This is a genomic window from Pseudomonas sp. X4 (assembly GCF_040784925.1).
In the GTDB taxonomy this organism is placed as follows: domain Bacteria; phylum Pseudomonadota; class Gammaproteobacteria; order Pseudomonadales; family Pseudomonadaceae; genus Aquipseudomonas; species Aquipseudomonas putida_Z.
The window spans coordinates 1,476,818-1,487,729 of record NZ_CP160798.1 but is presented as its reverse complement, the minus strand read 5'-3'; the positions used below and the strand labels follow the sequence as shown (position 1 = coordinate 1,487,729).

The 10,912-nt window shown below is 62.0% G+C and carries 13 protein-coding genes; 9 read left to right on the top strand and 4 right to left on the bottom strand.

What is annotated here, in order from left to right; genetic code table 11:
* Nucleotides 1–194 precede the first annotated feature (194 nt).
* The 3 genes from ABX298_RS06535 to ABX298_RS06525 are packed head-to-tail and all read left to right on the top strand — an operon-like array spanning nucleotide 195 to nucleotide 2,525.
* Nucleotides 195–761 (top strand): YfiR family protein, encoded by a 567-nt coding sequence (locus ABX298_RS06535; protein ID WP_075046401.1) that lies wholly within the window; start codon nucleotides 195–197, stop codon nucleotides 759–761.
* Nucleotides 758–2,029: a diguanylate cyclase gene (locus ABX298_RS06530; RefSeq protein WP_075046400.1), complete on the top strand. Its 1,272-nt coding sequence runs from the start codon at nucleotides 758–760 to the stop codon at nucleotides 2,027–2,029. Before ABX298_RS06535 ends, ABX298_RS06530 begins: the two co-directional genes overlap by 4 nt.
* 4 nt (nucleotides 2,030–2,033) lie before the next feature.
* Nucleotides 2,034–2,525, top strand: coding sequence for an OmpA family protein (locus tag ABX298_RS06525; protein WP_075046399.1), 492 nt, complete (start codon nucleotides 2,034–2,036; stop codon nucleotides 2,523–2,525).
* Between the two features lie 280 nt (nucleotides 2,526–2,805).
* Here the strand turns inward: ABX298_RS06525 and ABX298_RS06520 are convergent, their stop codons facing one another.
* The gene (locus ABX298_RS06520) at nucleotides 2,806–3,756 is read right to left on the bottom strand and encodes a LysR family transcriptional regulator (RefSeq protein WP_075046398.1); all 951 of its coding nucleotides are present in this window, start codon (nucleotides 3,754–3,756) and stop codon (nucleotides 2,806–2,808) included.
* Nucleotides 3,757–3,888: 132 nt separating this feature from the next.
* On the opposite strand from ABX298_RS06520, the gene ABX298_RS06515 reads away from it, so the two are divergent.
* The 3 genes from ABX298_RS06515 to ABX298_RS06505 all read left to right on the top strand — a co-directional run bounded on the left by ABX298_RS06515 (nucleotide 3,889) and on the right by ABX298_RS06505 (nucleotide 7,252).
* The gene (locus tag ABX298_RS06515) at nucleotides 3,889–5,415 is read left to right on the top strand and encodes a CoA-acylating methylmalonate-semialdehyde dehydrogenase (protein WP_075046397.1); all 1,527 of its coding nucleotides are present in this window, start codon (nucleotides 3,889–3,891) and stop codon (nucleotides 5,413–5,415) included.
* A 10-nt stretch (nucleotides 5,416–5,425) separates the two neighbouring features.
* Nucleotides 5,426–6,313 (top strand): 3-hydroxyisobutyrate dehydrogenase, encoded by an 888-nt coding sequence (gene mmsB / locus ABX298_RS06510; RefSeq protein ID WP_075046396.1) that lies wholly within the window; start codon nucleotides 5,426–5,428, stop codon nucleotides 6,311–6,313.
* Between the two features lie 216 nt (nucleotides 6,314–6,529).
* A complete protein-coding gene (locus ABX298_RS06505; RefSeq protein WP_075046395.1) occupies nucleotides 6,530–7,252 on the top strand; it encodes a CatB-related O-acetyltransferase in 723 nt (240 codons plus the stop codon).
* A 152-nt stretch (nucleotides 7,253–7,404) separates the two neighbouring features.
* On the opposite strand, the gene ABX298_RS06500 is transcribed toward ABX298_RS06505, so the two are convergent.
* Together ABX298_RS06500 and dmeF are read right to left on the bottom strand one after the other, a co-directional pair.
* Nucleotides 7,405–7,749 carry a cupin domain-containing protein gene (locus tag ABX298_RS06500; protein ID WP_003258412.1) on the bottom strand — a complete coding sequence of 115 codons (345 nt, stop codon included), beginning with the start codon at nucleotides 7,747–7,749 and terminating at the stop codon, nucleotides 7,405–7,407.
* Between the two features lie 96 nt (nucleotides 7,750–7,845).
* Entirely contained in the window at nucleotides 7,846–8,787 is a 942-nt protein-coding gene (dmeF, locus tag ABX298_RS06495) for a CDF family Co(II)/Ni(II) efflux transporter DmeF (protein WP_075046394.1), read from the bottom strand.
* Between the two features lie 70 nt (nucleotides 8,788–8,857).
* Here dmeF and ABX298_RS06490 point away from each other — a divergent pair, with 70 nt between their 5' ends.
* The 3 genes from ABX298_RS06490 (at nucleotide 8,858) to ABX298_RS06480 (ending at nucleotide 9,961) form a co-directional block, all read left to right on the top strand.
* On the top strand, nucleotides 8,858–9,133 hold the full coding sequence (locus ABX298_RS06490) for a metal/formaldehyde-sensitive transcriptional repressor (RefSeq protein WP_075046393.1): 276 nt from the start codon (nucleotides 8,858–8,860) through the stop codon (nucleotides 9,131–9,133).
* A gap of 196 nt (nucleotides 9,134–9,329) precedes the next feature.
* Nucleotides 9,330–9,557: a type II toxin-antitoxin system HicA family toxin gene (locus ABX298_RS06485; protein ID WP_075046392.1), complete on the top strand. Its 228-nt coding sequence runs from the start codon at nucleotides 9,330–9,332 to the stop codon at nucleotides 9,555–9,557.
* Nucleotides 9,554–9,961 carry a type II toxin-antitoxin system HicB family antitoxin gene (locus tag ABX298_RS06480; RefSeq protein ID WP_003258416.1) on the top strand — a complete coding sequence of 136 codons (408 nt, stop codon included), beginning with the start codon at nucleotides 9,554–9,556 and terminating at the stop codon, nucleotides 9,959–9,961. Before ABX298_RS06485 ends, ABX298_RS06480 begins: the two co-directional genes overlap by 4 nt.
* Nucleotides 9,962–9,979: 18 nt before the next feature.
* On the opposite strand, the gene ABX298_RS06475 is transcribed toward ABX298_RS06480, so the two are convergent.
* Nucleotides 9,980–10,912, bottom strand: coding sequence for a phosphatidate cytidylyltransferase (locus tag ABX298_RS06475; protein ID WP_015271818.1), 933 nt, complete (start codon nucleotides 10,910–10,912; stop codon nucleotides 9,980–9,982).

Sequence of the window (10,912 nt, the reverse complement as noted above, 5' to 3'; positions counted from 1 at the left end):
ATAAGGCCCTATCGCCGGCAAGCCAGCTCCCACAGGTGCAGCGCAGCTTGCAAGGGCTGTGGAGTCCTTGTGGGAGCTGGCTTGCCGGCGATGGGGCCATCAATCCCCATGCACAAAGCTGCTCGTACCTACATTGATGCGGCCATGTGCTATCGTTGCGCCGATATCGGAAAGGACCTTAAGAGATTTCCCACATGAAAGTGGCCGCAAGGCGAGTGACGAGCTGTGTGCTTTCGCTATTGCTGGCCGCCCTGTTCCTTTCCGCAGGCCCGGCCCAGGCAGACCCCGCCATAACTGCCGCCCAGGCGCAGCAACGTGCCAAGGCCGTCACCCAGGTGGTGCTGGGCATCTTCAGTTACGCCCGCTGGCCCGTCGAACCCTCGCCCTTGCGCCTGTGCCTGGTCGGCCCGACCGAATACGCCGATGACCTGATCAAAGGCCATGTGCAGGAGTCCGGCCGACCGCTGCAAGTGCGGCGACTACTGGCAGACGATAGCCAGGTCGCCCAGGCATGCGACGCCATCTACATTGGCAAACTCGACCAGGGCCAACGCGACCGGCTGTTCGAGCGCGTCAGTGGCCACCCGGTGCTGAGCATCAGCGAGGCGGACGACCCGTGCACGGTCGGCAGCCTGTTCTGCTTGCGGGTCAGCGACCAGCAGGTAGCCTTTGAAGTCAACCTGGACTCGGTGGCACGCTCCGGCGTGCGCATTCACCCCAGCGTGCTGCAATTGTCGCGGCGCCGGGCGGTGCAACCATGAAACCAACCCGCAAGCGCGGCGTGCGCCCGACCCTGCGCTCGGTGCTGGGCCGTGGCCATCTCAGCGTCGCCTTGCTCGCCGTGGGCCTGGCCGGCATATCCCTGACCCTGCTGGGCGTGCTCGCCCTGCGTGTCTACGCCAACGACAACCTGCACCTGATCGCCCGCTCGATCAGCTACACCGTGGAAGCGGCGGTGGTGTTTGACGACAGCGCTGCGGCCAATGAGTCGCTGGCGCTGATTGCCAGTACCGAGGAAGTGGCCGAAGCCAGGGTCTTCAACAACGAAGGGGAGCAGCTGGCGCATTGGCAGCGCAGCGATACCGGCGTGCTCGCGCGGCTGGAGGCGCAGGTGGCCACCGCCTTGCTGGATGAGCCGATCAACCTGCCGATCACGCACCAGCAACAGCAGGTCGGGCGCATCGAGCTGGTTGGCCAGGGGCGTAGCCTGTTGCTGTTCCTGTTCAGCGGGCTGGCCGGCATCCTGTTCTGCACGGTGCTCAGCGCCCTGGCTGCCCAATACCTGTCGCGGCGTCTGCTCAGCGATATCGTCCGCCCGCTGCGTGGCCTGGCCAGTGTCGCCCACGCCGCCCGCCGCGAGCGCAGTTTCGACCGGCGCGTGCCGGAAGCGCCGATTGCCGAGCTCAACGAGCTGAGCAATGACTTCAACGCCCTGCTGGACGAACTGGAGTTGTGGCAAAGCCACCTGCAGAGCGAAAACCAGACCCTGGCCCACCAGGCCAGCCACGATAGCCTGACCGGCCTGCCCAACCGCGCATTCTTCGAGGGGCGCCTGAGCCGCAGTGTGCGCAATGCAGAACGGCAGCAAGATCACCTGGCGTTGCTGTTTCTCGACAGCGACCACTTCAAGCAGATCAACGACACCCTTGGCCATGCGGTGGGCGACGAAGTGCTGATCAGCGTGGCCGACCGCGTGCGTGCCCAACTGCGCGAGCACGACCTGGTGGCGCGTTTGGGTGGCGACGAGTTCGCCGTGCTGCTGACGCCTTTGCATTCGCGCCAGGACGCCGAGCACATTGCCGAGAAGATCGTTGCCAGCATGAAGTTGCCGGTGCAGCTGGACAGTGGCCGCAGTATCGCCACCTCGTTGAGTGTCGGTATTGCCTATTACCCGGATGACGGCGCTGACCCTGCCAGTCTTCTGAATGCCGCCGATGCGGCGATGTACCAGGCCAAGCGCAAACGCCGTGGTCATTGGCAAGCGGCGCAGACGGAACGGTCCGCCAGCGAAATCAAGAACAGGAGTTGAACCCGTGATACAGGCTTTGCGTTTCCCCCTTTGGGCCTTGTTGCTCGCCGTGCTGGCGCTGACCGGCTGCCAGAGCGCTCCGCCCAAAGGCCTGACCGCCGAGCAGATTGCCGTGCTCAAGCGTGAAGGCTTTACCCCGACCGACGAAGGCTGGGCCTACGATTTGTCCGGCAAGGTGCTGTTCGGCAGCGACCTGGACAGCCTCAACAGCCAGAGCCAGGCGATTGTCGAGCGCATTGGCAAGGCGCTGCTCGGCGTTGGCATCCAAGGTGTGCGGGTGGATGGGCATGCCGACTCATCCGGCAAGGCGGCGTATAACCAGCAGCTGTCCGAGCGCAGGGCGCAGAGTGTGGCCAGGGCGCTGGTCGGGGTAGGCATGCCGGCGCAGAACATCCAGTCCCGCGGGCTGGGCAGCAGCCAGCCGGTGGCGAACAACCGCACCAGCGCCGGGCGTACCGAGAACCGGCGGGTGTCCATTGTGGTGGCTTCCTACTGACCACAGCCTACGGGCTATCAGATATCCCTGTGGGAGCGGGTTCACCCGCGAACACCGGCGAAGCCGGTGCCATGCACCGAGTTGTCTGCTTCGCGGGTAAACCCGCTCCCACATTATCTGTGTTACCCCCGGGGTTTCAGCGCAGATGCACAAATTACCGGGGCTGCTCTGCAGCCCTTTCGCGACACAAGGCCGCTCCTACAGGTACAGCGACAACCTCGAGATCAACGCTGCACCCGTGGGAGCTGGCTTGCCGGCGATGGGCTGCGAAGCCGCCCCATCATTCCTGAGCAAACCGCATCTCCCGGGTCTCACCCATCAACAGCGGCGCATTCGCCTCCGTCACCCCGCGAATGTAATCCCAGAGCAGGGTAATCCGCTTCAACTTGCGCAAATCCTCCCGGCAATACATCCAGAACTGCCGTGTCACCTCGATCTCCTCCGGCAACACTGTCACCAGCCGCGGGTCCTGCGCCGCCAGGAAGCACGGCAAGATCGCCAGCCCACGCCCCTGCAACGCTGCCGTGTACTGCGCAATCACGCTGGTACTGCGCAAATGCGCGCTGGCGCTGGGGATCAGGTTGGCCAGGTACAGTAGCTCCGAACTGAACGCCAGGTCGTCCACGTAGCTGATGAACGGGTGCCTGGCCAGGTCCGCGATCTGCTTGATCGGTGCATGGCTGTCCAGGTAGCCCTGGGTCGCGTACAGCCGCAAGCGGTAGTCGCACAGCTTGCAGCACACATAAGGCCCATGCTCCGGCCGCTCCAGGGCGATGACGATGTCCGCCTCGCGCTTGGACAGGCTGATGAAGTGCGGCAGCGGCAGGATATCCACCGAAATCGCCGGGTAGGCATCGACGAAGTGGCTTAGCTGCGGGGTGACGAAGAAGCTGCCGAAGCCTTCGGTGCAGCCCATGCGCACATGCCCCGACAACGCCACACCCGACCCGGACACCTGCTCGCAGGCCATGTGCAGCGTGCTCTCGATCGACTCGGCATAGCCCAGCAGGCGCTGGCCCTCGGCGGTGAGGACAAAGCCGTTGGTTCGGGATTTCTCGAACAGCAAGGTGCCCAGCGCCCCCTCCAGCGAGCTGATGCGCCGCGACACAGTGGTGTAGTCCACGCTCAGGCGTTTGGCGGCGCTGCTGGCCTTGCGCGTACGCGCCACTTCCAGGAAGAACTTCAGGTCGTCCCAGTTGAGCGCGCTCAGGGATGTGAGGTCTTTTTGCATGATGATCCGGTTTTTTTGTGCGTTCTTGTTGGATGTTTGCACATCTATACTCGAAACAAGCCTCAGGACGCCACCTCGCGTTTGCACGGCGCTGGCGATCTCGTCCCGACAATAATTCCAAGGAGAACGCAGATGAACGCACCGCAATCCCCTAACCAGACCAAAATCGAGCAGGTCAAGCTGCTGATCGACGGCCAATGGGTCGAGTCCACGACCACCGAATGGCGCGACATCGTCAACCCGGCCACCCAAGAGGTACTGGCGCGCGTACCGTTCGCCACCGTCGAAGAAGTCGACGCGGCCGTGGCCGCTGCCCAACGTGCCTTCCAGACCTGGCGTAACACGCCGATCGGTGCGCGCATGCGCATCATGCTCAAGCTGCAGGCGCTGATCCGCGAAAACACCAAACGCATCGCCCAAGTCCTCAGTGCCGAGCAGGGCAAGACCCTGGCCGACGCCGAAGGTGATATCTTCCGCGGCCTGGAAGTGGTCGAGCACGCCGCCTCCATCGGCACCCTGCAGATGGGCGAATTCGCCGAGAACGTTGCCGGCGGCGTCGATACCTATACCCTGCGCCAGCCGATCGGCGTGTGCGCCGGCATCACCCCGTTCAACTTCCCGGCGATGATCCCGCTGTGGATGTTCCCGATGGCCATCGTCTGCGGCAACACCTTCGTGCTCAAGCCGTCCGAGCAAGACCCGCTGTCGACCATGCTGCTGGTCGAACTGGCGCTGGAAGCCGGCATACCGGCTGGCGTGCTCAACGTGGTGCATGGCGGCAAGCAAGTGGTGGATGCCATTTGCACCCACCAGGACATCAAGGCGATTTCCTTCGTCGGCTCCACCGAAGTGGGCACCCACGTGTACAACCTGGGCAGCCAGCACGGCAAGCGCGTGCAGTCGATGATGGGCGCCAAGAACCACGCGGTGGTGCTGCCCGATGCCAACCGCACGCAAACCGTCAACGCCCTGGTCGGTGCCGCCTTTGGTGCAGCAGGCCAGCGCTGCATGGCCACCTCGGTGGCGGTGTTGGTGGGCAAGGCCCGCGAATGGCTGCCGGATATCAAGGACGCGGCCAGCAAGCTCAAGGTAAATGCCGGTTGCGAGCCAGGCACCGATGTGGGCCCGGTGGTTTCCAAGCGCGCCAAGGAGCGTGTGCTGGGCCTGATCGAAAGCGGCATCAAGGAAGGCGCCAAGCTGGAACTCGACGGCCGTGACGTCACGGTGCCGGGTTACGAGCAAGGCAACTTCATCGGCCCGACCCTGTTCTCGGGCGTGAAGACCGACATGCAGGTGTACACCCAGGAAATCTTCGGCCCCGTGCTGGTGACCCTGGAAGTCGATACCCTCGACGAGGCCATCGCCCTGGTCAACGCCAACCCGTTCGGCAACGGCACCGGCCTGTTCACCCAGAGCGGCGCGGCAGCGCGCAAGTTCCAGAGCGAAATCGACATCGGCCAGGTCGGCATCAACATCCCGATCCCGGTCCCGGTACCGTTCTTCAGCTTCACCGGCTCGCGTGGCTCCAAGCTCGGCGACCTCGGCCCGTACGGCAAGCAAGTGGTGCAGTTCTACACTCAGACCAAGACCGTCACCGCCCGCTGGTTCGATGATGACAGCGTCAACGACGGTGTGAACACCACCATCAGCCTGCGCTAAGGAGAGAGTCATGCGTATCGCATTCATCGGGCTCGGCAACATGGGCGCACCCATGGCCCGCAACCTGATCAAGGCCGGGCACCAACTGAACCTGTTCGATCTGAACAAGGCCGTGCTGGCCGAGCTGGCAGAACTGGGCGGGCAGATCAGCCCCTCGCCCAAGGACGCGGCGGCCAACAGCGAGCTGGTGATCACCATGCTGCCGGCTGCTACCCATGTGCGCAGCGTGTACCTGAATGAAGATGGCGTGCTGGCCGGCATTCGCCCCGGCACGCCGACCGTGGATTGCAGCACCATCGACCCACAGACTGCGCGTGATGTGTCCAAGGCCGCAGCGGCCAAGGGCGTGGACATGGGCGATGCGCCGGTGTCCGGTGGTACCGGCGGCGCGGCGGCAGGCACCCTGACCTTCATGGTCGGTGCCAGCACCGAGCTGTTCGCCACCCTCAAGCCGGTACTGGAGCAGATGGGCCGCAACATCGTGCACTGCGGTGAAGTGGGCACAGGGCAGATCGCCAAGATCTGCAACAACCTGCTGCTGGGCATCTCGATGATCGGCGTGTCCGAGGCCATGGCTCTGGGCAATGCGCTGGGCATCGACACCAAGGTGCTGGCCGGCATCATCAACAGTTCGACCGGGCGTTGCTGGAGCTCGGACACCTACAACCCGTGGCCGGGCATCATCGAAACCGCGCCGGCATCGCGTGGCTATACCGGTGGCTTTGGCGCCGAGCTGATGCTCAAGGACCTGGGGCTGGCCACCGAGGCTGCACGCCAGGCGCATCAACCGGTGATCCTGGGGGCCGTGGCCCAGCAGCTGTACCAGGCCATGAGCCTGCGCGGCGAGGGTGGCAAGGACTTCTCGGCGATCGTCGAGGGTTACCGCAAGAAAGATTGACGAGCGAGGACTTCATCGCGGGCCAGGCGGCCTTCCCTCTGTAACTGCGCACCAGAGGGAAGGGCGTCTGATCCGCGATTTTTTTTTGCCGCCGGGCGGCCAGATTTATTCCGCGTGTTGTGATGGATTTACTTACATTTGCGCAGGCAACAAGCATCTTCAACCCAAGATGTCAATTTGCTATAGTTTCCAGATAGCGAAGCCCGAGCCATCTTCATGTTCAAAATAATAGAGTCAATCAAAGCCGCTCGTTACAAACGACTAGTCAGGTCTCATGGGGGTAAGATTGCTGCCGGGCCATCAACATTCAGTAAATATGCCAGTGCTGATCTAGAGGAATATGTTCAGCTCGGCCATATAAAAATCCGGTCTTCCCAAGTCGGAATTGGTGCTTACACCTATATTAGAAGTGGTACCCATCTTTCATTTGTATCTTCCATAGGTCGATTCTGCTCCATTGGCTCCGATTGTGTCATTGGTCAAGAGAAACACTCACACCCATCCTCCTGGGTAAGTACCCATCCATTTCAGTATGAAGATGGAGGAAATCTGGAGTACCGAGCTGATGAAGCGCTTGCCCAGATAGGTCACGACGTATGGATTGGCGCCGGAGCCACTGTCCTTGCAGGCGTGAAGGTCGGGACCGGAGCCATCATCGCGACCAAGGCTTTGGTGTCGCGTGATGTGCCGCCGTATGCGATCGTCGGTGGGAATCCGGCCAAAGTCATCAAGTATCGACATGCTGAAGACATCATTGCCAGGCTCATGGACAGCGAGTGGTGGGATTTGGATACCGCTACCTTGAGAGAACTGAATATGGCAGACCCGGAAAAGTTCCTGAGGTCTATCGAAAGTCGTACCTCACGAGACAAAGTAAATTACAGAGTCGTTTGTCTTTCTCAGAAGGGTGTGAAACCTTTGAAGAGTGACCGCTCGTAGTCGAGGGGAGATGTGCCAAAGGCTACTATTTGTACTTGCGGCAGGATATTTTATTCGTCTCGCGGACTCATTGGTTATCATGCTTGAACCTGAGCGGCGTCATGTGGGATTTATTGTGCATCCCACATGACCAGGCAAAGTCCGCTTATGAATCAAGCGAAGACAAAGTACTTGCGCACGGTCTCGACCACTTCCCAGGTGCCTTTCATCCCCGGTTCGATCACGAACACATCACCCGCTTTCAGGTGCTTCGGCTCTTCGCCTTCCGGGGTGATGATGCAGTAGCCATCGAGGAAGTGGCAGAACTCCCACTTCTCGTAGTTGACCTCGAACTTGCCCGGGGTGCAGATCCAGGTGCCCATGATCTTGCTGCCGTCGGCCGACAGATAGGCGTTGAGGTTGACGGTGTGCGGATCGCCGCCGATGCGCTTCCACTTGGTGGCGTCCACGACCGGCGTCGGGCAGGTTTCGCGCAGGACGGTGATGAAATCGGACATGGCACAACTCCTGGTGACTGACTGAATGACTCGTCACCATAGGGCCATCGGCCGAGCCGCAGTTGCCTGGGCTCGACGTCCAGCTGTCTGGTCGCGCTATGCCAGGCGGTTGACCTCGACGGTGATGTGCGCCAGTTCCTCGTGTACGCCCAAGGCCTGGCGCACGCTGTCGGCGCTGAGTTCGGCCCGGGCGGCCAGACCGAGAATGCAGGCGTACTGGTCCTTGCCCACGCGCCACACGTGCAGGTCGGTGATACTGGCCGGCACCGGCAGCTGCGCGACCACCGCGCGGATTTCTTCCACTACCGGCGCGTCCATCTCCGCATCCAGCAGCACTCGCCCGGTATCGCGCAGCAGCCCGCGGGCCCACAGCGCCACCAGCAGCGCACCGACCAGGCCCATGACCGGGTCGAGCCAGCCGGCGCCCCAGTACTTGCCGGCCAGCAGGGCGACGATAGCCAGCACCGAAGTCGCGGCGTCGGCCATTACATGCAGGTAGGCCGAGCGCAGGTTCAGGTCGTGGTGATGGTGGCCATGGTCATGGTGATGGTCGTGGCCATGGTGGTGATGATCGTGATGGTGATGGTCGTCACGCAGCAGCCAGGCGCAGATCAGGTTGACGGCCAGGCCCACGACGGCGATGAAGATCGCCTCGTCATAGAGGATCGCTCCCGGTGCCAGCAGGCGCTCCACCGACTGGAATGCCATCAGCCCGGCCACGCCCAGCAGCAGCAGGGCGCTGGAGTAGCCACCGAGAATCTCGATCTTCCAGGTGCCGAAGGCAAAGCGCCGGTCGCCGGCATAACGCCGCGCGGCGGCATAGGCCAGCAGCGACAGGCCCAGGGCCAGGGCGTGGGAGCTCATGTGCCAGCCGTCGGCCAGCAACGCCATGGAATTGAAGAACCAGCCCCCGGTAATTTCCGCCACCATCATCACCGCGGTCAGCCACACGGCCAGGCGCGTCTTGCGCTCGGCGCCCAGGTTGCTGGTATGGAACTGGTGGCTGTGCTGCCAGCGGTCTGAGGTTTGTGTCGCCATGGTTTATCATGCTCCCGGAACGTCGAGAAATATACTATACCCCAGTATACCTAGCATGGTGTGAAACCCAATGGCACATACCCTGAAGAGCAAGAAGCAGCTGCTGACCCGGGTGCGCAAGATCAAAGGCCAGGCCGCCGCCCTGGAGACAGCGCTGGAGCAGGACAAGGACTGCCTGGCGATACTACAGCAGATCGCCGCCGTGCGCGGTGCGGTGAACGGGCTGATGGCCGAAGTGATGGAAGGGCATATCCGCGAACACCTGGTGGCGGACGGGCTGAGTGCCGAGGAGCGGCAGGAGGAGGCGGACAAGGTGGCGACGTTGCTGCGGTCGTACCTCAAGTAGCAGACCAACGGCACCAATACCCTAGGGGGGTATTGGTACCCGATGGTACTTGCTGATTTCCTACGTGTCAGAAGGCATGTTCTTACTTTGCCATCCAATCTGTCCGCTAGTCGCGACGCGTGTGCATAGTGTGTAGTGCGCTTTGTTCTGGTCAATTCGGTGTGTATGATACACATCGACTGCCGAGGAAGAATGAATGCGCAGTCGTGAAGTTATCCAGCTTATTGAAGCCGACGGCTGGTACCAGGTTGATGTGAAAGGTAGTCATCACCAGTTCAGGCACCCGAAAAAAAGGGGGCGAGTCACGGTTCCTCATCCCAAGAGTGAGCTCCCCAAGGGCACAGTACGCAGCATCTTGAAGCAGGCTGGCTTGATTCAAGCCAACGGCACTGCCAGCACGAGCATCAACGGAGGTAGTCAATGAAATTCCCGGTCGTATTGCACAAAGACGCCGACTCGGACTACGGCGTGACCGTACCCGATGTGCCCGGTTGCTTCAGCGCCGGTGCCACTGTTGCAAAAGCACTGGAGAATGTTCAGGAAGCGCTGGCACTGCATTTTGAAGGGTTGGTCGCAGATAACGAGGCGTTGCCGCAGGCACAGGAAGTCGATGTCCATGTGGCGAACCCTGACTATGAAGGTGGGGTCTGGGCTGTTGTGGATTTTGATGTCACCCCGTACCTGGGCAAGGCGGTTCGCTTCAATGCAACGCTGCCGGAAAACCTGCTTCAACGAATCGACGAAAAAGTGAAGCGTGATCATCGCTATGCGTCCCGCTCCGGTTTTCTGGCGTCGGCTGCACTGCGAGAGTTGGCCCTTTCGCACTGATCGGTAGGCTCACTTTCGCTACGCCCACCAATACCGCACAAAGTGGAAGAACACCGGCGCGGCAAAGCACACCGAATCCATGCGGTCGAGCATGCCGCCGTGGCCTTCGATCATGTGCCCCCAGTCCTTCACCCCACGGTCGCGCTTGATCGCCGACATCACCAACCCGCCGAAGAAGCCCATGGCGTTCACCGCCAACGCCATGAGTGCGGCCTGCCAGAAGGTGAAGGGGGTGATCCAGCACAGCAGGGCGCCGATCAGGGTGGCCAGTGCCACGCCACCGGCCAGGCCTTCGACGGTCTTGGATGGCGACAGGTTGGGCGCTACCTTGTGCTTGCCGAACAACTTGCCGCACACGTACTGCAGCACGTCGCTGATCTGCACCACCAGGATCAGCCAGGCAATCAGCAGCAGGTTGCGGCCCTCGTAACCCGGGATGTCCAGGGTCATCAATGCCGGTACCGACGACACGCAGTACACCGCGATCATCAGCCCCCACTGCACCTTCGAGGCGCGCTCGAGAAAGCGCGTGGTGTCGCCGCCGAAGCTGGCCAGGATCGGCAGCAACAGGAACAGGTACACCGGGATGAAGATGCTGAACAACCCGTACCAGTCCATGGCGATCAGCACGTACTGCACCGGCAGCGCCACATAGAACGCCGCCACCAGTGCCGGGTAGTCGCTGCGCCGGGTCGGGGTGAGCGTCATGAACTCGCGCAAGGCATAGAACGATACGCCGTAGAACAGCACGATCACGCCGTACTTGCCGAACAGGAAGGCGATGCCGATCACCAGTACCATCACCCACCAGGCGTTGATGCGGGCGTTGAGGTTGTCGATCACCGCGTGCGGTGCCGGGCCGGCGCGCCATTTGAGCAGGCGGCCGATCACGCTGGCGAGCAGCAGCAGGGCGCCGATGCCGGCGAACAGGGAAAGGGTGTTGTCGTCCAT